This window comes from Stieleria neptunia (assembly GCF_007754155.1).
Lineage (GTDB): Bacteria > Planctomycetota > Planctomycetia > Pirellulales > Pirellulaceae > Stieleria > Stieleria neptunia.
In genome coordinates this window covers 6,895,758-6,921,643 of sequence record NZ_CP037423.1, presented here as the reverse complement: position 1 = coordinate 6,921,643, position 25,886 = coordinate 6,895,758, and the positions used below count along the sequence as shown (strand labels likewise).

Annotated in this window: 15 protein-coding genes; 7 read left to right on the top strand and 8 right to left on the bottom strand. The window is 60.0% G+C overall.

Annotated features, from left to right (window positions below; genetic code table 11):
- Positions 1-17: 17 nt before the first annotated feature.
- The 5 genes from Enr13x_RS24080 to Enr13x_RS24060 form a co-directional block, all read right to left on the bottom strand.
- Complete coding sequence (locus tag Enr13x_RS24080) at positions 18-1,442, bottom strand: sulfatase-like hydrolase/transferase (protein ID WP_231743750.1); 1,425 nt, start codon at positions 1,440-1,442, stop codon at positions 18-20.
- 308 nt (positions 1,443-1,750) lie between these two features.
- Complete coding sequence (locus tag Enr13x_RS24075) at positions 1,751-2,797, bottom strand: nucleoside monophosphate kinase (protein ID WP_145389383.1); 1,047 nt, start codon at positions 2,795-2,797, stop codon at positions 1,751-1,753.
- Positions 2,798-3,012: 215 nt separating this feature from the next.
- Positions 3,013-6,789, bottom strand: coding sequence for an alpha/beta fold hydrolase (locus tag Enr13x_RS24070; RefSeq protein WP_145389382.1), 3,777 nt, complete (start codon positions 6,787-6,789; stop codon positions 3,013-3,015).
- A 119-nt stretch (positions 6,790-6,908) separates the two neighbouring features.
- A complete protein-coding gene (locus tag Enr13x_RS24065) occupies positions 6,909-8,906 on the bottom strand; it encodes an ATP-dependent helicase (RefSeq protein WP_145389381.1) in 1,998 nt (665 codons plus the stop codon).
- Positions 8,907-8,941: 35 nt separating this feature from the next.
- The gene (locus Enr13x_RS24060; RefSeq protein ID WP_145389380.1) at positions 8,942-9,589 is read right to left on the bottom strand and encodes a hypothetical protein; all 648 of its coding nucleotides are present in this window, start codon (positions 9,587-9,589) and stop codon (positions 8,942-8,944) included.
- Between the two features lie 222 nt (positions 9,590-9,811).
- Here Enr13x_RS24060 and Enr13x_RS24055 point away from each other — a divergent pair, with 222 nt between their 5' ends.
- From Enr13x_RS24055 to Enr13x_RS24040, 4 genes are all read left to right on the top strand, one after another.
- Positions 9,812-11,002, top strand: coding sequence for a Gfo/Idh/MocA family protein (locus Enr13x_RS24055; RefSeq protein ID WP_231743749.1), 1,191 nt, complete (start codon positions 9,812-9,814; stop codon positions 11,000-11,002).
- A 210-nt stretch (positions 11,003-11,212) separates the two neighbouring features.
- Positions 11,213-11,929 carry a 2-C-methyl-D-erythritol 4-phosphate cytidylyltransferase gene (gene ispD, locus Enr13x_RS24050; protein ID WP_231743748.1) on the top strand — a complete coding sequence of 239 codons (717 nt, stop codon included), beginning with the start codon at positions 11,213-11,215 and terminating at the stop codon, positions 11,927-11,929.
- Positions 11,922-13,208, top strand: a complete 1,287-nt coding sequence (tyrS, locus tag Enr13x_RS24045; RefSeq protein WP_145389379.1) for a tyrosine--tRNA ligase — start codon at positions 11,922-11,924, stop codon at positions 13,206-13,208. The genes ispD and tyrS overlap by 8 nt, the downstream gene beginning before the upstream one ends.
- A gap of 220 nt (positions 13,209-13,428) precedes the next feature.
- On the top strand, positions 13,429-14,829 hold the full coding sequence (locus Enr13x_RS24040) for an EF-hand domain-containing protein (RefSeq protein WP_231743747.1): 1,401 nt from the start codon (positions 13,429-13,431) through the stop codon (positions 14,827-14,829).
- A gap of 93 nt (positions 14,830-14,922) precedes the next feature.
- Here Enr13x_RS24040 and nrdR read toward each other — a convergent pair whose 3' ends face one another.
- Positions 14,923-15,387 carry a transcriptional regulator NrdR gene (gene nrdR / locus Enr13x_RS24035; protein ID WP_145389378.1) on the bottom strand — a complete coding sequence of 155 codons (465 nt, stop codon included), beginning with the start codon at positions 15,385-15,387 and terminating at the stop codon, positions 14,923-14,925.
- A gap of 231 nt (positions 15,388-15,618) precedes the next feature.
- On the opposite strand from nrdR, the gene Enr13x_RS24030 reads away from it, so the two are divergent.
- Positions 15,619-16,032 carry a GYF domain-containing protein gene (locus Enr13x_RS24030; protein WP_145389377.1) on the top strand — a complete coding sequence of 138 codons (414 nt, stop codon included), beginning with the start codon at positions 15,619-15,621 and terminating at the stop codon, positions 16,030-16,032.
- 115 nt (positions 16,033-16,147) lie between these two features.
- On the opposite strand, the gene Enr13x_RS24025 is transcribed toward Enr13x_RS24030, so the two are convergent.
- Positions 16,148-17,470 (bottom strand): hypothetical protein, encoded by a 1,323-nt coding sequence (locus Enr13x_RS24025; protein WP_145389376.1) that lies wholly within the window; start codon positions 17,468-17,470, stop codon positions 16,148-16,150.
- A gap of 139 nt (positions 17,471-17,609) precedes the next feature.
- Positions 17,610-20,126 (bottom strand): pilus assembly protein N-terminal domain-containing protein, encoded by a 2,517-nt coding sequence (locus Enr13x_RS24020; RefSeq protein WP_145389375.1) that lies wholly within the window; start codon positions 20,124-20,126, stop codon positions 17,610-17,612.
- 339 nt (positions 20,127-20,465) lie between these two features.
- On the opposite strand from Enr13x_RS24020, the gene Enr13x_RS24015 reads away from it, so the two are divergent.
- Both Enr13x_RS24015 and Enr13x_RS24010 read left to right on the top strand, forming a co-directional pair.
- Complete coding sequence (locus Enr13x_RS24015; RefSeq protein ID WP_145389374.1) at positions 20,466-23,348, top strand: PD-(D/E)XK nuclease family protein; 2,883 nt, start codon at positions 20,466-20,468, stop codon at positions 23,346-23,348.
- On the top strand, positions 23,345-25,867 hold the full coding sequence (locus Enr13x_RS24010) for a UvrD-helicase domain-containing protein (protein WP_145389373.1): 2,523 nt from the start codon (positions 23,345-23,347) through the stop codon (positions 25,865-25,867). The genes Enr13x_RS24015 and Enr13x_RS24010 overlap by 4 nt, the downstream gene beginning before the upstream one ends.
- Positions 25,868-25,886 lie beyond the last annotated feature (19 nt).

The following is a 25,886-nucleotide window of genomic DNA, read 5'->3' as shown; positions in this document are numbered from 1 at the left end:
GAAGTCGGCCTGCGAGTTTACGGTTGCCAAGCGACACGTCCGCCGCGCTGGATGTGTGCCTGAAGCGAACGCTTCAGCTGGCCGACGATTTTCGGATTCGTTTCAATCACGTTGTGCTCTTCGTACGGGTCGGCTTCCAGATCATACAGTTCCAGCGGCGAGAACGGGTCGTTCTGCATCAATTTCCATTTCCCCCGGATGAGGGCGTGATACGCGCCACCCACGTAGCGTTGGTTGCCTTCGCGTCGCACAAAATAGAGTTCACGGGACTCGTCCGGCATTGGATCGCCTTGCAAAATCGGCCCCAGACTGACCGCGTCCGATTCTGCGTCCCGCGGGGCGCCGGCCAAGTCCAAGAATGTCGCCGTCAGGTCAAAGGTCAACCCAGCATAGTCTGATTTGGTTCCGGCAAAGCGTCTGTAGAGCGGCCGAATGATGAACGGGACCTTTAACCCGCCATCATAATGGCTCTGTTTTCCGTCGCGCCAGGGTAGATTCCGCTGTCCGTGCGGGAGCGATCCGCCGTTGTCAGACGTGAAGGCGACCAAGGTGTTATCGCGAAAACCGAGACTGTCCAGGTGCGTGAGGAATCTGCCCAAGTTGTAATCGAGGTGTTCGACGAACGCCACGTTGCGGGCCCGTTTGTCCTCCATGTCCGGGTATCGGGCCTTCGTTCGGTCCAGCCACTCTTGGGGCGGCTGGATCGGAAAGTGCGGCGCGTTGTAGGGCAGGTACAGAAAGAAAGGCTGCTTGGGTGATTTGCTGCGACGCGTCAAGTAATCGATCGCCCACTGCGTGAACAACTCCGTCGCGTGGCCTTGCGGATCGATCTCCTGCGCATTGCGACGCATGAAGTTGATGCCGCCACGACGGTGGTTGTAGTAGTCATCCATCATGTCGCCCAGAAAACCGTGGAACAGATCAAATCCACGTTCGTTCGGCGTGTTGGGCGAAGCCAATCCCAAATGCCACTTGCCGATGATCGCGGTGTGATACCCGACATCGCCCAGTCGATCGGCGATCGTCGGCACGTCGGGGGAGAGGTGCCCCCACGAGTTGGCCGGCGTGGTCCGGATGACTCCCGGCACACCGACACGATCGGCGTAACGTCCGGTCATGATCGCGGCGCGGGTCGGAGAGCAAACGGTGCAATTGGCCCGCATGCCGGTGAACGTGATGCCCTCGGCGGCCAATCGATCCAGGTTGGGCGTTTTGACATCCGGCGCGCCCTGATAACTGACGTCGCCGTAACCCAAATCATCGGCCAGAATCAAAACGAGGTTGGGAAGCGTTACCGGTTCGGCCTGCAAAACCGTCGGCGAAAGAACGGACGCGGTCAGTGCCGCGGCGATTCCCAACGCCAGTGCAGCGAGTCTGCGTCGCACATCGACAGGGAATGACCGGCGGCAAGGGGCCCGCATCGAGGCAAGGAAGTGGAGCATGTTGAATCCCATTCATTGTAGTGCGGACGCCGGGCGGTCGTCTCGAACCCGACGGATGCCATTGCGGGTGACCTCCGCGCACAAAAAAACCAGAGGATCGCTGTCTGAAAACCGCGTGGTGATCCCCTGGCGGCAAGAAACCGGGTACGTTTCCTTCCCCTAGTTTCTTCTTTCCAGTCGCCCAAGTCAAATCCGACCGGCGGTGCGCCATGGACGTCTGGCGGATCCCGGGGGTTGACGCGGTCCATCAAGATCGATGTGTGTTGCACGCGATCGAGCTTCGTGGCGATCCGCTGTCAGCAACCTGCTCAGGCCTTCTGCTTGGGATAGGGCCTTAATCCGAGCAGCATCTCCGCTCTCTCGGTGAGCGGTTTGGCCACAAACTCTTTGTCGGTGTGCTCAGCCAGATGGCTGACGACTTCGTCATAAACCGCTTGGCGACTTTGGCTCGTGTCGATCTCAACACACTTGCCTTGGCTTTTGAACAATTCAACGGTCGGCAGCGTCTGCGCCTTGAACGTATCAAATCGCTTCTTCAAACTCTCCACATTGTCATCGCGTCTGCCGGTGTACTTCGCTCGGCCCAGAATACGCTGCCGCAAAACATCGTAAGGGCACTCGAAGTACAGCATCTTTGGCAACTCCGCATCTCGACCGAAGCTGTCGTACCAGCCTTCGAGGTTGCCCAACGAGCGGGGAAAGCCGTCCAACAGAAAATTCTTCTTGCCGGTCGTTCGAGTAATCGTCTCCATCGATTTCTTCAGCAGACTGACGATGATTTCATCCGGCGCCAACTTTCCGTCGCGAATGACCTCGTTGATGATCGCAGCGGTCGGGCCGCCCGCTTCACGCTCGGCGCGAAGCAGGTCGCCGGCGGATAAGTGGTGCCAGCCGAGTTGCGACTCGGCGAGCTCGCACATCGTTCCTTTTCCCGCGCCCGGTCCTCCCAGAACGAAAACAATATTGGCCTTGGGGCAGGGGAGTCGTGGGTCGCTGTGGTGCACCACGACCTTGGGAGCCGGAGCGACGCCTTTCTTGTAGACGTGCCATTGCCGATCGGTCGGCGGCAGTTCATCGTCACAGGTCATGTCGTAGGCAAGATGACCGTCCAGTCGACAAATTCGCCAGGACTTGTAACTGTTGGAATAGGACAGAGCCGGGCTTCGAGCACTTTTGCCATCGGCGCGATCCCACGCCATCTTGCCGTTCCAGTAACCGAGGCTCGAAACGGTACCCGATTCGGACTCGGTCGGCGGAGCCGTCGAGGGAACGAACAGACCATCCACTTCAGGAAGACCTGCACCCGAAACTTCGATAAACAGAGTGTTCGGCTTCAGCTCGTGGGATTGGACCATGACATCTTTGACGGAGGATTGGCAATTTCGAAGTTTTCTGTTTTGGAGATCTTACCCCATCGACACAAGAACTTAAGGGGAAGGGGGCGTTATTCGGGGCGTCGTCCCGACAGGTCAATGAAACACGGCGACGGAGCGCTTGGTGAAACCCGTTTCTGCTGTTCGCTCCAGCGCGCTTGGGTTCGATATCATGGGGAAATGACGTCGCCGCGTCGTCACTTTGGTGGTTCTCGAAAGCTCCAGACATCAAACGGCGAGACATTTCCGTTTCCCAGGTTGACGTGAACTGCGAGTGCATTTCCGTCTTCGGAATAGGCCAAACGGGTCGAGAAACCTCTCGGTATCTCCTTGGTCCAAACCGGTTCCATGGTTGCAAGGTCGTAAACGGCAACCACTTTCTGACCGCTGATGGCCATGCGACTTCCGTACTTTCCGTACATCGCATGGTTCGCGTTCATGAATTTCGGTAAGTTGCTTGAGCTGACGAAGTTCCCGAAATGAACATTGAACGTGTCGACATAACTTTCGACGATTGGGATACCGTTGCTCTGCAACTTGTTGATCTTCTTCAGATAAACATAGCCCGCTTTTGCATCAACCATGATGGTCGGCATCGTGTCGCACGGGATTTCCCAAACCGTCTCGCCCGTCAATCCGTTGAACCGGATCACGGCCTTCGAAGAATAACCAATCAGGTCCTTCGATTTTGGAACTCTGCGCAACGACAACACGCCCTCGTCACGAATCTTGATCTTTCTGACGGACTTGAGTTGCTCGCCCCGGACGCCATCAACCCAGAAGCGATCCGTCCAAATGGCGTTCGCGTCCCAGGCCTCCAGACGTTCCTGAAACGAGAGATAGAGTATTCGTTCTTCATCGGAGAAAACCGCTGACCGCACGTGGGGCATTTCGACGCGCTTTACACGGAAGGCATCCTTGCTCGATTCACCGAACACCACTTCCTCACGCCCTACATGCACCCAGCGGCCCGATTCGCGACAGACTGCCAAGTCGAGCGCAGATGGAAATTGGTTCGGGCTTTGGGTGATTTTCGTCTGCGTCGTTCCAACTTGACTGAGTCGTTGCCACGTCGTTTCCTTTTTGGATCCATGACTCATGATCAACAGTTCTGGGATGCCGTTCACGTTTACCAAGCCGATCCCGCCGACAGATCCACGCGCGAACGATGATGGCATCGTGTCTCGACTATGCAGTTGCGTCGCAATCACGGGAGATTTTCGAGGGTAAGACGCACGCAAACCTAAGTCTTTGCGCACCTGGTCGATCCATCGATCTGAATACGTGAGCAGAGTCTCGACGGTCGGCTTTGCCGATTCAGGCCCCGCGTTCGCTTGAAGTTCGGGCGTACGGGCCAACACCGAAGTGTAGTGTGTTGACATCAGCGGGTGGTCGTCTGGAGATTGAAAACCGACGGCACGCGGCAACCCCAACCGCTTGAGATCGAGGCTGGAAATCGCTTTGGCCCAAAACGCAGCGTGAAGCTGCGGTTCGAGAGGTTGAGTCAATTCCACGTCATCGAGCACCGAATCGACGGTGATCGATTCACTTCGCCAAACGTCAGCAGCATTCTCGGCAGGGGGCTTCGGTCGAATCTGGACCGTCGCCGTGACTTTGCCCTGAAACGACGGACTTTGTCGGAGAAAACCGCTGGACAGCCCCGATTGTTTCATCTGCGGCAGTTCTTCTCCAAAGAGGCGTAGTCGCGCTGTCGCTCGCAATCGTGCCGGTGGATCGTCCCAACGAACACGTTGCAAGGTCAACAAGATTGGGGAGTTTTCGTCGCCGAGCGATAAGCCCTGTTTCTCAAGCAATCGTGTTGCATACGGTTTGAGCTGACTTTGAGACGATCGATTGAAAGAATCCGCGATCGTAACGTCAACCGTCACATTCCGGTCATCCATTGCGGCCAGCTTGCGAATCAGCTCGATTGGGATTTCGTGGACCACGCGCTCGCCAAGTTGATTGGCCGTCGTGATCCAACGGTCGTGCACCGCCATCGATTGAATCTTGGTGAGTTCCACATCCAGGTTCAGACGCGCGATCAGAGTTCCATCGGCGCGATCGACGACGAACGTACGATTGAGAATCAAAAAACGATCGTTGTCCAGCCAATCCACCGTGATGCATTGCGGGGCGACACGTCGAGTGAGTTTCACCTCACCCGTTTGCAAGTCTCTGACCGTCAGCAACTCATTTGCGACCGCAGCCAATTCGAGCCCGCTTGTTGACACGGCAATCCCTGAATGTTCTAGATCGAGGTCAAATCGATGTCCGGACTTGGCATCACGCGCGACCCACGTCCGGGTATGGGCATCGATATGGAAGAAATACTGGCCGCCGGGAGTCACGGGAACTGGACCATTGATGTAGATCCGCATGCCTCGTTCAATCCACGTGTCAGTCTCCGTGTTAAGCAGCATTGCAACCTTAGCGCCAGGCCCCGCTTGCCTCTGGGCGCGGAGTTGAGGATTGCTTCCGGCATCTTTCCAGACCAGTAGATCCGAAGCGTTGAGGAACTGGCAATTGTCGTGGTCCATCATCGTCTTGACCAAGCTACCGCCATCGGTTCGATGCACGGAGACCCAGTACACGTTCGGCTCGGTGGGATGTAACGCGGCACGATTGCGAACTGCGAACAAGCGTCCATCCTTGGAAAGCGAAGCAAACTGCGATTCGCATTCAACAGACGGAGTAATGGGTCTCGGAAAAGCATTTTTGTATCGATATTGCTTTTTCCCATCGACGCTGAGAATGGCGAATCCCGGGGTTCCAAATTCACCAGCGACTGCCCAATACGGATTGTCTGGTAGCACTCGAACGTTTCTGAATTCGTCGCGTTCGATCAGCCGAGAGACGATCCATCGCCAATCGGCGATCGCGGGGCCCGGATCGGCAAGTGAGTTCCAACCCTGAACGACTGGAATTTGCCTTGGTAATGAGTCACCGGCGAGAGGAGGTCCAGGAGTCGTATCGATCAATCTGTCGATTTGTTGGCCGGCAAGATTGGTCGGCGCTTTTGCAACACTGGGGCGTTGTGTTTGGCGTGGCTGGGATTGAAGACTGTCAAAGAACGAGAGCGCTCTCGGAATCGACGGTTCAAACGCGGTAAAGTGATCGGCATTGGGGATTTCGATCGACTCAACGCGTTTGTTTTCGCGCTCGGCGCTCGATCTCATGCGCTCGGACAATTGGATGAGCGCTGATTCCTGGCTTCCGTATGCCAATAGGAGCGGGCACTTTAGGTCCTTCACAAAACTCAGCGGCGAGCGTACGACATTTTCCCTGTTGTCGGATGTGTCGTAGGGATACTTTTCTTGGATCGTCGGATCGTGTCGGGCGAAAACCTCGAGAGACATCACGGCGCCGCAGGCCATTGCGCCTCTCGGTTTCGGGGACACCTCGGCGGTCAGAACCGCCAGCAAACCTCCAATGCTGTGACCGAGAAGAAAAATCTGATCTTCATCAACGCTGGGCAGACGCTCGACGAAGTCGATTGCCGCAATCATGTCGTCGACTTCACCGTAGCACATCTCATGCGCTCCGGCGTTCCCGTTTTCCCCACGCCAAGTCGGTGCGAAAACGGCATAACCGTGCTCGACCAGTTGATTGGCAACCTCGATATCCTCGCTCCCGAGCAGGAATCCTCCATGAGCAAACACGATCGTGGGGTGGGGACCGTTTCCCGACGGTTCGTTGTAGTATCCGTATAGCAATCTTGCGTCAGACGGGAACTCGAACCATCGCCCGGCCGCAAGGCTGGAGATCTGGCGATGTCCGGAAACCGGTTCACGGCGCACCAATCGCGTTTCGTGATCGGTCCTCATCTCCGCCAGCGTTTCAGTCGGCTGGGTGTGACGCAGTTCGTCAAACGCCGGGGAGATGAATAAGCGAAGTGAAACCGTTGCGACGACCCCAACGACAATCGTCGCGAACGCGACCAACCTGCGCTGCCTTGTTCTAGGACTAGCCATGGTTCATTGAGTTACGATTCGGGGACATCAGTCTATGACAAACGCGGAATCTGAATTTTTGCCGCGTCTGACAGATCGATCGGGGCATCGATGCGGGCCTCCACGGAGGCTACCGGTGATCAGCGACCAGCCATTTTACGCTGCTTGCGGAACTGGTGGGGGTTGGTCGCTTGGCCGGTGACTTCGTAGAGAAATTGGCTGGGGATCGTTGGGCGTGGCTTACCCCATTTTCGCCGCGTCAGCGCCATCGACAGTGTCAGTTGTTCTTGGGCACGCGTGATGCCGACGTAGCACAACCGTCGCTCTTCGGCGATGTCTTCTTCGCGTCCCGATTTGACGCTCCGCGAGTGTGGCAACAAGCCTTCTTCCATGCCGACCATGTAGACGACCGGGAACTCCAGCCCCTTGGCCGCGTGCAGGGTGAGCAACCAAACGGCGTTTTGCATCGCCAGCTTGTCTTTTTCATTTCCCATCTCACGGCCCGACAGCGCGATGTCGGCCAGGAAACCGGTCAGGTCGGCGTCCTCGCGATTGTCTTCAAACGCTCCGATCGCGTTGGCCACTTCGCCGAGTGATGCCATCCGATTTTGACGGTCTTCCGGTTCGTCATACAGTCGGTTGATCTCATCGGCATAGGCCGTCCGCGTCAGCAGCGTTTCCATGGCTGCCGTCAACGAATCGCTCTTGGTCCGCGCGGTGACGTCGGCATGGACCGATTGCAGGTCGGCGACCCCGCGTTGGGCGGCCGGGGACAGGTCCGCGACGATCTCTCGCCGCTGCATCACCTGCCAGATCGAAACGCCGTCGGCCACGGCGTGTTCCATCAACGTCTTGACGCTCTTGGGGCTCATCCCACGCGACGGGGTGTTGATGATGCGAAGCAACGAGACTTCGTCGTCGGGTTGGTCGATCCATTTCAGGTACGCCACCATGTCGCGGACTTCGCGTCGATCAAAAAACGACTGACTTCCCAGCATCACGTAGGGGACATCGGCCTTGCGCAGCTCGGTTTCGAACAGACGGGGCTGTTCGTTGGTGCGGAACAGGATCGCGATGTCGCGTGGCTGGATGTGTTGGTTTTCGATCAGGTGTTTGATTTCGCCGACGACCGATTGCGATTCTTTCGTTTCGTCCTTGTGCTGTGCGATCCGCGGCCGCATGCCGTCGGGACGCGAGGGACGCAAGACCTTGTCGTGACGCGTGGCGTTGAACTTGATCAGCCGGTTAGCCATTTCCAGGATCGAACCGCAACTTCGATAGTTCGCTTCCAGGCAAACGATCTTCGCATCGGGCCAGTCATTCTTGAAATTCAAAATGTGGGTCACATCGGCCCCACGCCAGGCATAGATGGACTGGTCATCGTCACCGACGACGCACAGGTTGCGGTGTTTGCCGGCCAGGTGTTTGGTGATCCGGTACTGGCTGCCGTTGGTGTCTTGGTATTCGTCGACCAGCACGTGATCAAACCTAGACGCCTCGGCGTCACGGATCTCGGGATGTTCGTCGAACAGGACTTCGGTCTGCAACAACAGGTCATCAAAGTCCATCGCGCCGCGCGTCTTGAGGCCTTCCTGGTAGCGGCGGTAGCCTGCCGCGGCGAGGTGCTCTTTGTCGGTCGCGGCAACCAGGGGCGCTTGGTCGGGGTGGACGGAATCGTTTTTCCAGTTGCTGATGATCCCCAGCAAGTCGCCGGGTTTGAGCGCCGTACCGGGAAGCCGCAGTTGCCTGAGGATTTCGCGCGCCAGCGATTCCTGGTCGCTGCGATCGTAGATCGAAAACTTGGCCGGATAACCGAGTGCCGTGGCGTGTCGCCGAAGCACGCGGACGCAGTGGGCGTGGAACGTGCTGATGGTCGGTTCGGGGCGTTTTTCGCCCCGCTTTTTTCGTTTGCCGGCATAGCCCAGCAGCTCGCCGACGCGTTCCTTCATTTCGCCGGCGGCTTTGTTGGTAAACGTGACCGCCAGGATCCGGTCGGGTGCCGTTCCGTGGCGGATCAGGTTGGCGATGCGAAACGTCACCACCCGCGTTTTTCCGGTCCCGGCGCCGGCCAAGACCAGCAGGGGACCCGAAAGTGTCTCGACGGCGTCTGCTTGCGCCGGGTTCAATCCGTGAGCCAATGAAAGTCCTTTTGGGGTATCGAGCCAGGGAACGTCTAGCGAATCGCGTCGCGGTCCACGACCGGGTCCGCACTGCCGGTTGCCAGCAAGACCAAGTTGCCTTGTTGCGGTTTGTTGGCGTTCATCATCGTGCGATTGAAGGGGATGTAATAACAAGCGTAGATCCCGGTGGTCGTGTTCAGGACATAGACCACCGAGGAGGCTAACGGATTGTTGTTGCTGCTGGGCATATCGACCATTCCGGTCATCATCATGTACTCGGCGCCTTTTCCCGTTCCCAGGGCGTCGTGGACGTTGACGACGAACAGGCCCAGGAATTGACCGAGACGGGGATACATGACCGAGCATTGCAGCAAGCCGGAGTTGTGGTCCAGGACGAACAAGCCCTCGGCCCGGTCACTGACGAATCCGGTGGCCATCGAAAATTTTTCGCTGGACGCCGATGCGGTCGCCTCCAGGGTCGGCAATTTCCATCCCGGGGGAAGCGTCGGACTGCTGGGAGAACTCAGGTCGCTGGGAGAACCCGCGGTGGACGCGTTTAAATTTGCCTGTCGCAACGCGTGCGTCTGGCCGGCGAAATACGCCGCCACGAAAACGGACGCCAACGTCGCGGCCGCCAGCAGGGGGACCGCCCGACGACGAACGAACGATCGAGGATCAGCTTGTTGGGGTTGGTCAACCATGGAATTCTGCTCCGTGCGGCGAGGATTTGGCGACAGACGCGGGACGTTCAGTTTAATCAAACAGCAACAGCGCCGCCGCCGGACAACGAACCGGCACGACGCCTGGACGGGGAATTGTAGGGTAGCCGGCGGGTCTTTACGATTGCGGGCCACGCGAGAAATCAACAACCTGTTCAAATTGTCTCCCTTCGCATCATCGAGGTCAATCAATCAACTATGGGCATGAACGAACCCCTGAATCGAAAACTCCGCATGGCACTGGTCGGTGGCGGACAAGGCTCGTTCATCGGTCGAGTCCATTCGATTGCCGCCTGCCTGGACAATCGCGCGGTTTTGACCGCCGGGGCACTTTCGAGCAACCCCGAACGGGCCAAAGCATCGGCACCGGATTACGGGATCGAGGACACTCGGGCCTACACCAGCTATCAGGAAATGCTGGAAGCGGAATTGAAATTGCCCGCCGACGAGCGAATCGATTTCGTCAGCATCGCCACCCCCAATCACGTTCATTTCGAAGTCGCCGAGGCGGCCGTCAAAGCGGGATTCAACGTCGTCTGTGACAAGCCGATGACCTACGATCTTGCCCAAGCCGAACAGCTTCTCGAAACCGTCCAATCCAGCGACGTCGTGTTCGCGCTTTCGCACAACTACACCGGCTACCCGATGATCCGCCAGGCCCGCGAGATGATTCTCAGCGGTGAACTCGGTGAAATCAACGCGATCCGGTCCCAGTACATCCAGGGCTGGCTTGTCGAAGCGATGGAGCACCAGGAGAGCAAGCAAGCGGCTTGGCGGACCGACCCCAGCAAGAGCGGCGCCGCCGGTGCCTTCGGTGACATCGCCACCCACGCCTACAACCTCGGTCGCTTCATGACCGGCTTGTTGCCCGACCAGGTCAGCTGTCACCTCAAAACCTTTGTCGACGGTCGACGCCTGGATGACTACGGAACGGCGATCATCACTTACGAAAACGGGGCGCTCGGTTCGGTCACCGCCTCGCAAATCACCCATGGCCGCGAAAACGATTTTGAAATCGAAATCGACGGCACCAAGGGATCCTTGAAATGGAGACAAGAAAACCCCAACGAGATGATCGTGCGGCACAACGGCAAGCCGCACCAAATCTACACCCGTGATCCCAAAGCGGCGCACATCAACGCCATGGGCCGAGCCGCATGCCGGATCCCGGCCGGGCATCCCGAGGCGTTTTTCGAAGCGTTCGCCAACGTTTACAATGCCGCCTTTGATGACATGGCCAAACGCGCCTGCGGGGAGACCTTCGAGCGACGCGATTCGGTGTACACCAATTGCTATGACGGCGTCGAAGGCATGTTCTTCATCCAGCAGTGCGTCGCCAGCAGCCAAGAGAACGCGGCCTGGGTGCCACTGCGACACGAAGCGGCGCGGAAGTAGGTGCCACGAAGAAGGGTACCTGACCCGAATGACGCGGGCGTTGGTGTGCAGGTTTTAGCCGCCCCTTTCGCTGCGTCGCAGCGAAAGGGAATCGCCTAAAGGCTAAACACCAACGGTGGCTGAATACCGTTTTCCGCTCGACAAACGCAGGCTCGAAAATTGAACGCCGACAAGGCACTCGCCAATTCCTCTTGCGTGACGCAGGCTTGTATGTCCTCCTCTCCAAAAAACGTCGCGGTGATCCTGCCGGCCGCGGGCAGTGGTCGTCGATTCGGACAGGACGAAAACAAGCTGTTCGCGCTGCTGGCCGGCCGACCCATTTGGCTGGTCGCCGCGGAGCGGTTGCGGGCCCATCGGCGGGTCGCGCGGATCGTGATGCCGATTTCGGATCAGGACCGGCCGCGATTCGAAGGCGAGTTTGCCTCGCAAGTCGACGCGCTGGGCATCGAACTGGCGTGCGGCGGTGCCGAGCGAACCGACAGTGTCCGCGCCGGTGTCGATCGGGTCGCCGGCGATGCGGCGGTCCAACTGATCGCCATTCACGATGCGGCGCGGCCGTTGGTGCGCAGCGCCGATCTGGACGCCGTGTTTGCCAAAGCGGACCACACCGGAGCGGCGATCCTGGCCACACCGGTCACCGCGACGGTCAAGCAATCGCTGGACGCGGGGGCGTCGTGTCGGACGATCGATCGCAGTACGCTTTGGCTGGCCCAGACGCCCCAGGTATTTGCGCTCGATGTGCTGCAACGCGCCTACGCCAAACACCGCGGCCGACCGGCGACCGACGATGCCGAACTTGTCGGCCGCATCGGTGTCCATGTGGCGTTGGTCCCGGGATCGCCCGACAACCTCAAAATCACCCACCCCAACGACTTGATCGTCGCCGAGGCGATCCTGAAAACTCAACACGAATCCAACCATGCCTGAGAACGACCTGATCCAAGAGCTGCGTTGGCGCGGCTTGATCCACCAAGTCACCGACGAACAGGGATTGCAAAAGCTGCTCGATTCGCAGCCCCAAACGGTCTACATCGGCTTTGACCCCACCGCCACTTCGCTGCATGTCGGTTCGATGATGCAGTTGATGTTGCTGCGGCGGTTTCAACAGGCCGGCCACCGACCGATCGCCCTGGTCGGCGGCGCGACCGGCATGATCGGTGACCCGACCGGCAAAAGCGAAGAACGTAACCTGCTGTCGACCGAACAACTGCAACGCAACATCGCCGGCATCGAAACGCAGATGCGACGGTTCCTTTCCTTCGAAGGCGACAACGCGGCGATCCTGTTGAACAATTTCGACTGGATGAAGGGCTACAGCTACCTGGAATTCCTCCGCGACGTCGGAAAGAATTTCCCCGTCGGCGTGATGATGGGCAAAGAGTCCGTCCGGGCCCGATTGGGCAGCGAAGCCGGACTGAGCTACACCGAGTTCAGTTACATGCTGCTGCAAGCCTACGATTTTGTGCACCTGTGTCGCGAACACGGCTGCCTGATCCAAGCCGGCGGCAGCGACCAGTGGGGCAACGTGACCGCGGGCATCGACCTGGCCCGCCGCATGCTGGGCAAACAGGTCTTCGGCATGACCGCCCCGTTGCTGACGACCAGCGACGGCCGCAAGATGGGGAAAACCGAAAGCGGAGCGGTCTGGCTGGATCGCCAGCGGACCAGCCCCTACGCGTTCTACCAATACTGGTTGAACGTCGGCGACGAGGATGTCATGCGATGCATCGCCTACCTGACGGAAATCGATCGGGAAGAATACGACTCGCTGGCCGAAGTGACCGCGTCGGACCCGGGACGCAACACGGCCCAGAAACGCTTGGCCCAGTGGATGACGCAGTTCGTGCACGGCGAAGAAGGCTTGAACGCGGCGCTGAAGGCCAGCAAGACGCTGTTCGGCGGCGAGATCGAAGCGATGGACGATGCCATGCTCAACGAAATCTTTGCCGATGTCCCCAGCCAAGAACTCGCCCGCGACGTGCTCGCCGGGGACGGGTTGTGGGTCGTCGAGGCGCTGCAGCAAGCCGGTCTGGCCAAGAGCGGCGGCGAAGCCCGCCGGACGATCAAGGAGGGCGGGGCGTACATCAACAATCAACGGGTGACCGACATGGACCGTCGCCTGGGCGAATCCGATTTGGCCAGCGAGACCGTGATGGTGCTCCGCAAGGGCCGCAAGAACTACGCCCTGCTGCGGTTTACTCCGTAGCGATTCAACCGGAGGGCTGGCGCCCTGCCGCTAACAATCAACTTCCAGCGTGTTAGCGGAACGGCGCGAGCCGTCCGGTCGCGCTTCAAAAACACCGTGAAAGACCGGAGGGCTGGCGCCCTACCGCTAACAAAAACAGATTTTCCGCCCATTCTTAGGCGAATCGGCCCGGATTGGCTACACTGACGGAACCTTTGCCCCCGCCCGAGGTTCCATCGATATGAACACTCTAAAAACAACGATTTTCGCGGTCTTTTGTGTTTTCGTTCTCGGCGAACCGATGTCCGCGCTGGCTCAGCGTGGCGGCGGAGATCGCGGGGGAGACGGCGGAGGGGGCTTCCGAGGGGGCGGAGGCCCTGGCGGCGGTGGCTTTCGTGGCGGCGGCGGAGGCCCTGGCGGCGGTGGGGGCCCTGGCGGCGGAGGCTTTCGTGGCGGCGGCGGCGGTCCCGGCGGCGGCAGTCCTTTTGGTGGCGGTGGCGGTGATCGTGGTGCACGCGGCGGAGGCTCACGTGGCGGCCCGGGCGGCGGGTTTGACCCCAGCAGCTTTCTCAGCCGGCTCGATCGCAACGGAAATGGGACCATCGACCCCGACGAGCAACAGGGGCCGGCTCAGTTTTTGATCCAACGCATGCAGTCGTCCGACCCCAGCATCAAACCCGGCCAGCCGATTTCGATCAAACGGGTCAGCGAGTCGTTCAAGAAGATGCAGGAACAACGCGGCAATGACTCGTCCCGCAACCGCGGTTCGTCCGATGACGATTCATTGACGCCCGAATTACTGGTGCCTGGGTTTGGCACCGACGCACCTCCGCCCATTCTGGCCGGATTCGGCCCGGCGGCGGAAATGATGGATGTGATCGTGACCGATGAAGATCGCAAGCAAGCCCTGGAAGCGATCCGACGTTACGACCGCAACCGCGACGGCGTGTTGAAAAAGGACGAGCTGTCCAGTCGGTTCTCCGGCAACCCGATGGATTTTGACCGCAACAAAGACGGACGCTTGACCGAAGGTGAACTCGCCGTCCGCTACGCCCGTCGCCGTCAGTCGTCCGAACAAGCACGTGACGACGATCGAAACCGGCGCCGCGAGAGTGACCGCAGCGGCGATGTCGAACCGCCGGACGTCTACGGCGGGCGGAAATCCTACCGAGTTAGCGGCGAAAAACGGCAACCCGAAGGTCTGCCGGGGTTCTTCACCGACAAGGATGCCAATCAGGATGGACAGGTCGAAATGGCCGAATTCGCCAGCAAATGGGACGACAATGCCGTCAATGAGTTCTTCCAATCGGATCTCAATCGCGATGGCGTGATCACCGCCGAGGAAGCCATCCAGGCGGTCGAACGGGGGGCCAGCGCGCCCACGGCCACCACCATGGCCTCCACCTCTTCCGCACCCGAGAGCGCCTCCGCCAGCAGCGGCCCGGTAGGGACGCCCGATGAAAAAATGGTCAGTTACGCCGAGCGGATCATCGGCCGTTACGATGCCAACGGGGACAAGAAGCTGGTCGCCAGCGAATGGAAGAAGATGCTGATGAGTCCCGCCGATGCCGATGCCGATCGAGACGGCACGATCACCGTCAACGAGTACGCTTGGTGGATGCAGTCTCGTTCCAAACGCTAGTCCGGTCATTGTGGGAGAGGCTTCCAGCCTGTCTCTTCGCGCCGACAGGCTGGAAGCCTATCCCACACCTCTTGCACTCGTCCCGCCTGTGCCTCAGCTCCGGATCGGTCGCTTCGTCAGCCGGGTGACTTCGTTGATGAAGTCGTCGGCCGAATGGAACTCCTGATAGACGCTAGCAAATCGGATGTAGGCCACTTCGTCCAGTCGCGCCAAGTGTGCCATGACGATCTCGCCGACCTCCTTGGCCGGGATCTCTGTCTCGTATTCTTGGTAGATGTGCGTCTCGATGCTCTGCACGACCTGTTCGATTTTGTCGCTCGGGACGGAGCGTTTGGAGCAAGCCCGTTCGATGCCGCGGCGGATTTTCTCGCGTTCGAGGGGTTCCCGGGTTTGGTCGCGTTTGACGACGCGCAACGTCAACTGCTCGATTTTTTCGACCGTCCCGAATCGACGGTTACAATTGGTGCAGACCCGTTTTCGGCGAATCATGTAACCGCCTTCGGCGGTCCTGGTGTCCAGGACACGGTCTTCGTCGAGGTGGCAAAATGGACAGCGCATGGGCGACCGGTTGGTGCAGGGCGAGAAATTCGGCGTGTCATTATCTCGCCAAACGCAGCGAAAACGCAAGGCCTTGCGTTTTTTGCTGCCTGCCGCGTGATTCTGCTAAACTGGAACATCAGTCAAGAGACGACGCTGGCGATGTGCTTTTGATCGGCACAGTGCTTTTAAACGGCACAGTGCTTTTAAACGGCACAGCGAACTGGGACTTTCAAGGGAGCGAATCGAACCGTGACGGCTTGGTTTTTACAGCGAATGGAAGGCAACGTTCAGACGGAAGTGGGACCGTTGCGTCCGAGCGAATTATTGTCGATGGTCCGCAAGGGTGAAATCAAACCCGAGACACGTTTGCGCAAGAACGACTCGGCGTGGTTCCCCGCCAGTGACGTCGGCGGCCTGTTTGAAGCGGCGGTCCGCCAGGAGGTTCAGTATTACTGTCCCTCGTGCGGGATCCGAATCAGCCAACCGCCCCGCACCTGCCCACGATGTTTGCGGGATATCGGGCGAGGCGAAGCACGCGAGATCAAGCCGGAGAAATTGGCCGCCGACGTCGCCTTGTCGTCCGAGCCAGAAGAGCAAAAGGAATCCAAGCAGAGCGTGCAGAACTGGCTGCAGAAAAAAGTCGCGGGGAAGCAAAAAAAATAGCCGCGAGATCCCCCCCCGATTTCGAATGTTGCTCGAAGTGGAGAGAACCGGGCGGCTACTGGGTGAATCGTTGATCGAAGCTGGAAGCCTATCCGACTTATTTTCCCTGCGTTGTTTAGAACCGCAGTTCGACGCCGAAGGATCCGCCGTAGAACAGCAGGCCGTCGTTCATGTCGATGCGGGTTCCCAGTGCGTTGGTGACGTTCGCTTTGACTTGGCCGGGCACCAAGGCGGTGTTGGTGATGTAGAGCAATTCTCCGCCGCCGCGGATCGACAGCATCTCTCCCAACTGGTAGCGAAGCCCCAGCCCGATGTCAAACACGCCCGAGAAGTCGTCGTCGTCGCGACTATTGCTGAGCACCGTGACGCCTTGGTTGCGGAGCCGCACGTCGGAGTCGGCAAAGTTGTAGTAAACGCCACCCCGCAGTCGCACGTCGGTGTAGACATGCTGTGTGACCGGGTAGAGCAGGTCGAGTCCGAGTTGCAGCCCGGCCATCGTGTTCTGCGTGCTGGCGGTCAGATCCGAGTTGGACCCGAAGACATCTTTTCGGGACGCGTAGCCGTAATCTTCTTCGACGCGAATCACACGGCCACCGAACAGCGCTTTGGCGACATCCCAGCCGACGAGTGTCTTGTTCAATTCCGCACTCCAGTACTCGCTGTTGTAGTACTGGGTTTGCAGGTTGGCGTTTTCGAACGGATCCAGAAACGTGCCGTCAAAATTTTGCGGGTGCGGATTGGCCACGGTCGCGGGGCCGTCACCGTCGAACAGGTTCGAATCGATGTTGCCGGGAATGTTCGTGTCGACGACCCGCAGGTTGCGGTTCCATTCGGTCGGTCCGACAAAGGTGAATTCATAACCGTTGACACAGTTCGGCAGGGTTCCGAGCGTGATCCGGGGAACCCATTCGAATCCGAAGTCGTCCATCCGGGCGTTGCGGGTCAAGCTGAATCCGTCCTCGCCGTTGCGTTCCATGTACATGGCTTCCACGATCACGTAATAGTAGGGATCGCAAGGGATGCCGCACGCCATCGATTGACCACCGTAGCCGGACATCCCATAGCCGTTGCATGATCCGTTGCAGGAGCCTTGCTGACAGCTTTGGCAGCCGAAGCCGACTTGGGCGACGCGGCCGGCGTTGACCGATCCTGCCGGCCCCGAGTGGGTGGCGATGGCTTGTGAGATCGATCCTGGTGCGAGCCCGCGGGGGCTGACGTCGGCCGCGGTGCGGACGTCGGCTGCAGAAACGACCTTGGTTTCCGGACCGAACATCGCGGCGCCCGTCGAAGCCGACTGTGGGGCTCCACCGAGTGCGCCCACCAATCCGGTTTGCGCCCAAGCCACGCAGCCGCTACCGGCGATCATGGCGGCCGCGGCGAACGCCAGAACCCTTGCGGCGTGACGCCGGATGACGGAGTGGATCAGAGGGATGTTCATGTCGAACCTCGTTGACGTAATCGGTGCGGAACAGTTCCGCAAAGGATCAGTGGTTAGTGTGACGTATCTGAATCAAGTTGAATCGCGATGGGCGTGTCGGCCCCGTCCCAGGGCAGCTGAGCATCCCGTCCCGCTTCGATCATCGAACTTTCAAGTTGTCTTGGACGGGGACGAGGCAACTCTTGCGGACCATCCGGACGATTTGCTTCGCCGTGTCTTCGTCGTCGCAATGACCGGTGACGATCAGCTCGCCGCCACGAAGGGACACGACAACGCTGGCCGTCGGAAAGGCTTGGTCGATCGAATCGTTCAGCAGCTCGGTGTGCCCCGCGACCTTGTCTCCGATCGCATCGACGCCTTCGCCGACCTCGATTTGAAAGGTCTGTTTGCGTGTCGGCTCGCCGTCGGCGACATCCGCCCAGATCGTCAATTGGGTCTGCCCCGTGCCGGTCCCGATCAATTTGATCTGGTTGGCACTGGAAGCGAATGCCTGACAAACGTCCTTGTTTTCGATGGTGAATCGCCGCACCCGACCGCCGATCGTCATCGATCGCACTTGGGCACGCTTGAGTTGCAGAACGACCGCCGGGCGTTTGCCTTCGCCGCCTTGTGTTGGAGCCCCCGGCGACGGAGACGCGTTCGGATCGGGAACCGTCACGTCGATTCGTTTCTGATCCGGTTCGATCGATCGGCGCTCGATGCGATGGCGAGACGACGCGAGCTGTGCGCGGACGCTGGACGGTGTGGTCCGGTTGGGCGGATGAACGGTCGCGGTGTGGGCCGCGGCTGCACGCGACGGATTGACGGCGACCGGTGCCGCGATCAACGGAGCTTCATCGGTGCCGATCTGTTCGATGCCGGGGGCCACCGAGGTCACGATCGAATGCCCCGTGGCCTGCGGCGGCAACGGGAGCGGTTCGGGCTGACTGGCAGTGGGCTGACTGACAGTGGGCTGACTCAGCGGAGTTCGATGGGCAACGGGATCGCGTCTGGCAAGTTTCTCCATCGCGTCGCGGTCCGGTTCGGCGATCGTGCCGACCGGAGCAGATTCCGGGACGGTTTTCGAGTGATGCTCCAAGCTGATCGCGACGGCTGCTTTCGGGATCAACGCCGGCTCCGCATCATCAGTGGATCCTGCGTTCCCCGCGTTGTTCGCGGCCGTGGTGGGCCGATCCGCTGCTCGCTCGTCCTGGCTTGCCGCTGGCGCCGCTGCAAAGCGGATCGGGTCGATCGCCGACTGCACCACCGCGTTGTCGTCTTCGGCAAATTGCAGTTCGATCGGCGGAGTCGCGATCGCGATCGTCTTGCGCTGCAGCAGGAGCGGGACGTGCGAGTCCGCTTTCGCTGCGACGTGCTGTTCGGCGTTCAAGACACGCGACTTGGTCGTCGGTGGAACGCGTGCTCGGTTGCTGACCACCAATTCGTCGATTCCGGTGTCGTCGGTCGGGTCCGCATCGACATCGGTTCGGTCCAACGTCTTGGCACCGTCGTCCAGATTGTCGTGGAGGGGCGCCAAGACTTCCGCCGCAAAATTCACCGCCGGAGCGAGTTTCACCGGGGTCTGGGCGGCAACCGATGGTGTAGCGGGCTGCGAAGATTTCGGCTGCGAAGATTCGGGCTCGGATGTCTCGGGAACCGTTTCCGGATCTGTCTGGACTGGCGGCTCGGCTGGCAATTTGGCTGGCGACTGGACGCTGGCTGTCGATTCATCATCGGGACCGACCGCGGTCTTCGCCACCGGCTCAACCGGACTGGTGGATTCGGTAACGTGGTCCGCCGTTGGGGTTGCCGCGACCGAACCGCGGGGTGCCGCCGTCTCGGCGTCGGATTCGGCTTGGAACTCGCTGGTAAACGCATCGCCGGCTTCGGCCGTGTCATCGGACAGGGTGAAGAAGATCGGTTGCGTTTCCTGGATCGGCGACTGGGCGTCGCGGGCGTCGGTCACCGGAATGACACGCGAGTCCTGTTCGGCGGCGACTCCGATCGGAGCGGTGTGTCCGGCGGTCAGCCGAGACGCGGCATTGGATGACATAGCGGACCGGATCGGCGCGGCCGCACCGGTCGGGATCGCCAGCGGCGCCGGAGACTTCACGGAGGCGGTTTTCTCCGCCCAAGTCAGTTGCCCTGGGTCGGCTGGGCTGGGCTGGGCGAATGCATTGGCGGGAGCTGGTCGATTGGCGGGGGCTGGCCCGAATCGGTCAAACGCCTCGACTTGAGTGGCGGAGGCAACCGCGTTGGATCCCAGCGCGATCAGCGGCTGGTCGCTGACGCCGGTCGCTGCGGCGGCATGGAATTGTGGGTTTTGCCGCACGCGTCCCACCGGGGACGCGGCCATCGACACATGGCCGCCGGCCATTGTCGGTGACTGATTCGGCCCGTTGGTGGGGGTTGCCGAGGCCTGCCCGGGCGCCACAAAGGGGTTGGACTGCACCGCGCCCACGGGCATCGGGGCTGCGACCTGTGCGCCGCCGCGGACGATCCCGGGCGCAGCGTTGTTTTGGTGAAAGAAACGCGATTGAATCATCCCGCCCTGCGGTTGTTGACCGCCGGCGGTTGAGCCGGACGCGACCAACACCGCCAACAGGACCGCGCGTTTTGCGATTCGTTTGGAATGGTCGCCGTGTTGGCTTGTCAGTTTCGCGTTGTTCACACGCATGCCGCGTTCCTAGGTCCCGGTGATATCGGCCCCAATGAACCGGGTTCGGTTCATCGAATGGATGTGCCCCCCTCGGCACACCGACGGCACACAGTGATTGCGCACTGGATGTCCGTTGGTTTACGTATCGGATGCGTGTTGGCGCGACATTAACGATTCTCGGGGCTCTAGCACCTGTAACGCTGGAATCGTTTGTCGCGGCCGTGCGGCCTTTGATCGCCCCCACGGGTCACACAAGCAGCCACGAATCGATAGGATTGGACCAGACGTGTCACGACCGAACACGACAACAACGCCGCAGGCTTAAAAACGGATTTTCACCAGGGGGGCTGCTTCGCCGTGTCATTTGATCTTTTTCCCGAATTGCTGTGCCGACGCGAGTTTCTCGGCTGGGATCGGCCCTTGCTGCCCGGGGTGGTCCGCCATTTCATCGATCAGGCGGGCGAAAACGGCCGTTTGGACTTGGGCGATTGGATTTTCGTCTTGCCGACGGCCCAATCGATGCTGCGTTTCGGCCGGCTGTTGCAATCGGCTGCCGATGCCCAGGGATTCGACTATGTCGCGCCCCGCATCACGACGTCGGGAGACTTGGCCGAACATCTCTACCAACCCGAGAAACCGATCGCGATCGAGTTCGAGCAGACGCTGGCTTGGGCCCGCGTGTTGCGTCATCGCGACGCCGACTCGCTGCGGCCGCTGCTGCCCGTGCTGCCGGAATCCGAAGCGATCGGTCCCTGGCTGGAACTCGCCGGGACGCTGCGGCGATTGACGGCCGATCTGGCTGCCCACGACGTCGGTTTCGAGGATGTGGTTGCGGTCGCCGACAGCGACACCGAACAAGCCCGCTGGGAACTGCTGCAAGAACTGTTTGAACTGTACCTCGGCGAACTCGCCACGGCCGGGCGGAGCGACCCACACCAGCAGCGACGGCGTGCGATCAAGCGAAAGACGATTCGTTCCGGACGCGCGATCGCGCTGGTCGGCACCAGTGATTTGAATCCGTCGGTTGCCAAGGTGATCGCAAACGTCGAACGCGACGTCGTCGCCTTCATCGCCGCGCCCCAGGAAAAACAAGCTTGCTTTGATTGGCTCGGCTGCCTCAAACCGGACGCCTTTGCCGATTTTCAATTGCCGCTGATCGATGACCATCTGGTGCCGGCCGCCGACATCGCCGATCAAGCGACCGCGGTCAGCGAGGCGGTGACGCAATTCGCGACGCGCTATCAACCATCGGAGATTGCCGTCGGCGTGACCGATGATTCACACGTCGCCGCGACCGAAATGCAACTCGACGGATGCGGATTTCCAACCTACCGCCACGTCGGCTGGACCGTCGCGTCGACCGCAGTGGGACGACTGCTTTCCCTCACCGCCACCGTGGTGGCACGGCCGACCTGGCGATCGCTCGCGGCACTGGTGCGGCACGGTGATGTCCATCGTTTCCTGCACGCACAACTCAACACGACCCAGCGCGACACGGCGCCGCAGGACTACCTGGTCCCGCTCGACCAGATGCTCGCCAATCATCTGCCGGTGCGATTGGCCGATCCGCTGCCGCCGGCTGCGCTGAAACACTATCCCGCCGCCGAACAACTGCGCTGCACCGTCCTGGCCTGGCTCTCGCCCCTGGTTCCCGAGCATCTGTCCGACGGACCGCGAGCGACGAAACCGATCGCCGACTGGTGCGAGAGCCTGCTTCAATGGCTGGATTCGATTTATACCGGCGTCGAAACGGCCGATGCGTCTCGGCCCGAGCGCCGGTTGACGGTCGAAGCGGTCGCGAAAGTCCGAGACCTTTTGACACGCTTCACCCAACTCAGCCGCCACCTGGACGCGCCCGTCACCGCCGCGTCCGCGTTGGAAATGATCGCCTCCCGTCTGGCCGATCTGCGTGTCGGACAAGACCAGGACGCCGATGACATTCAAATTCACGGTTGGCTGGATTTGGCACTGGATGATTCGCCGGCCATGGTCGTGGTCGGTTTCAATCATCCCTTCGTGCCTTCGGCGGTCACCAGCGATCCGTTTCTGCCCGGATCGCTGCGTTCACGACTGGGAATCGCCGATAACGAACGCCGCTACGCCCGTGATCTGTATGCGACCCAGTTGCTGTTGTCGACACGCCGAGACATCCGTTTGATCGTGGGCAAGCGTTCTGCCGACGCAGCGCCCACGCCGCCCAGCCGACTGTTGGCTGCGTCGTCGCCCCCGGACGTGGCGCGACGGATTCGGATGCTGTTGGCCGGAACCCGCGACAAGGTCAACATCGCGCACCGTTGGGACAGCGATCGTCAAACGACCGAGCTTCCCATTCCAGAATTCCATCCCGACGCGTGTCCCGTCAAGACGATGAGCGTGACGGCGTTCAAGGCCTACCTTGAATGTCCCTATCGTTTCTACCTGCGGCATGTGCTGAATCTGAAACCCGTCGACGATTTGGCCCGCGAACTGGCGGCCAACCAGTTCGGCGACTTGGTCCATGGTGCGGTCGAGCACTTTGGGGAGTCCGCCGAGAAAGACGAAGCCGACGAAAAGCGAATCTTCGAATCGTTACGCCATCATTTGCACCAGTACGCGGCCGACCAATACGGCGATCACGCCGAAAGCGCCGTTCGTCTGCAAGTCCGTCAAGCCGAGCGGCGCCTGCACTTCGTCGCCGCCGAGCAAGCCCAACGCATCCAGCAGGGATGGAGAATTCACGCCACCGAAGCCAGCGTCGAAGAATCCAAAGGCGCTTCGATCACCGTCGACGGAAAAAAGATGGGATTGCGAGGGCGTTTCGATCGGATCGACCGCAACGTGCAAACCGGACAATGGGCGATCTTGGACTACAAAACCCACGGCCACAAACCGGAGAAAAAACACCTTCGCAAAAACCGCGACACCGGCCAATTCGAATGGATCGATTTGCAATTGCCGCTGTACCGAATGATGGTGCCCTTTCTCGGCATCGAAGCGCCGCCGCAAGAGGTCCAGCTGGGCTATTTTAATGTCAGCGACAAAGCGGAAGAAACCAAAATCAACATCGCCGAGTTCGGCGAACCGCTGATGGACCAAGCCAAGGATCTGATTCATCAATGCGTCCGTCGAATTTTTGCCTGTGATTTCGCACCCAGCGAGCAAGGCGTGATGTACGACGATTACGAAATGATTCTCCAAACCGGTGTCGCCAGTCGAATGCTGGCCGGTGCGGCGATCGCGGAAGGAGACAACGACCAATGAGCACCGAAGTCACATCCCGCGACCGTTCCCCCGGCGACGTGTTCCTGGACGGTAACCTGCCGCCCGTGTTGGTGCGGGCGTCGGCCGGCACGGGAAAAACGTATCGTTTGACCGCACGACTGTTGCAGATTCTGTTTCAAGGGGCGGCCCCCGAATCGATTCTCGCGACCACGTTCACACGCAAAGCAGCGGGCGAGATTCTGGAGCGGATCCTGTTGACGCTGGCCGAAGCGGCCGATCCGGAAAACGATTCGGCGCTGGAGGAGTTGCGTCGGCAGGTCGGTCTGGAAACGTTGCCACGCAGCATGTGTTTGCAACTGTTGCAGCGACTGGTCGCAAACATTCACCGCATCCGAATCTGTACCTTGGACAGCTTGTTCACCCAGCTGGCCAAATCGTTTCCGTTTGAATTGCAACTGCCACCGGTTTGGCGATTGACCGACGAGATCGAAGAAGCGTGGTTGCGTGAACGCGCGATCGATTCGATGGTTTCGATGCTCCAGCCCGGCGAATTGGCGACCCTGTTGGCGATGCTCAGCAAAGGTGAAACGAAACGTTCGATCGTTCGTGAGCTGATCCAAATCGTCTCGGGCGCGTACACCAAAGCACGTCAGACGACCCCCGATGCGTGGACCAATTTGGACGCGCCCACCGCGCCCGACGATGCCGCATTGACCTCCGCCGCCGGTTCCTTTCGGATGGCGGAGCCGCCCCAGAAAACGGTGCGCGCCAAACTGGATGCGATGGCTGAACTCCTTGAGACGCGTCAATTCGATTCGCTGGCGACCGAAACGCTGATCAAGAACTATGCCAAGGCGAAGCGGAACGGAGAACCGACCAAGCTGGGCCGATCCGCGCTTCCCGATGGCCTGGATGACGCGCTCGGGGCACTGTACGCCGCCGCACGCTCCAACACCCTGTCGCTGTTGGCCGCACAAAACGACGCCACCGGCCAAGTCTTGGCACTGTACGATGGCCAAGTCGCGCAGCTGAAACAATCCTTGCGAACGCTCGGTTTTGATGACATCGCCGTAAGGTTGGCCAAGCAGTTTTCCAAGGTCGATCACCGCTCGATCAGCCGTCGCTTGGACGGCGCGATCGACCACGTCTTGTTGGACGAATTCCAAGACACCTCGCCGGCCCAGTGGCAAGTCCTTCGGCCGCTGGCGTCTCGATCCGCCGATGCGGCAATCGACCCGGATCCCGATCCCGAAGCGGCGGTCAAACGTTCGTTTTTCTGTGTCGGGGACACCAAACAAGCGATCTATGGCTGGCGCGGCGGTGTGGCGGAGATCTTCGACGCGGTCAGTGCCGAAATCGACGGCGTCGAATCGGTCGAACAGAATACGAGTTTCCGCAGCAGCCCGGTGATCATGGATCTGATCAATCGCGTTTTCCAGCACCTCTCGCGACACAGAATCGCCGACGCCGCCTCCGACGGACACGACGCCGACAAAGCGACCTACGAAGCCCGCGCCGTCACCCAGTTCGCCAAACGGTTCCCGCAACACGTGGCGTTCAAAGCATCGCTGCCCGGTTACGCCCGCATGGAAACGTGCGAAAAGATCGACAGCCGCGACGGCGCGGAAAAGACCCAGGCCTGTTACCAGCTGGCTGCCCGACGCATCGCCGAACTTTCGCGCGCCGCTCCGGATCGTTCGATCGGTGTTTTGACGCGAACCAACAAAGGCGTCGCCCATCTGATCTTCCTGCTGGAACAACTTGGCGTCGACGTCAGCCAAGAAGGGGGAAACCCGTTGGTGGATTCCGCCGCAGTCGACTTGATCCTTTCGGCATTCATGATGGCCGAACATCCGGCCGACGGGCGCTGGAAATTCCATGTCGACCATTCGCCGCTGGGGCAGGTCGACGGCATGTCCGCCGACTACGTCAGGGACTTGGTCACCGAAGTCGGGATCGCACGTGCGGTTCAGCATCTGGCCGCCGTCCTGGCACCGGTCTGCGGTCCCCGTGATACCACGCGTCTAAAGCAATTGGTCCAGTTGGCGGTTGCCTATGAACCCAACGCGACCGATCGCTTGCGAGATTTTGTACGGATGGTGCGTGAGAAACGCGTCGAACGACCGCAATCGGCTGCCGTGCGAGTGATGACGGTTCATCAATCCAAGGGCTTGGAATTCGACGCGGTGTTCTTGCCAGAGCTGGACGGCAATCTGACCGGCCAACCACCGCTGTGCATCGCGGACTCGCGGAATCTGACCGAACCGCCAGTCGGGCTCTCACGGTTTTTGACCAGCGAGGCCTGGCACTTTCTGGATACCCGCTGGCGCAAAGCATTCGGACGTGATGCGGCCGGGAAAATGACCGAAGCGCTGTGCCTGTTGTACGTCGCGATGACACGTCCCCGCCAGGCGCTTTACATGATTGTTCAACCCTGTAAGCCTGACGACAAAAAACCGGCGGCGCTGATCCACGCGGCGCTCGGCGTGGACACGAATCCCAGTGAAGGAGACACGTTATTGTATGAAGACGGAGATTCGAATTGGTATGAACAGTGACGATCACCTTCCCCGGAGG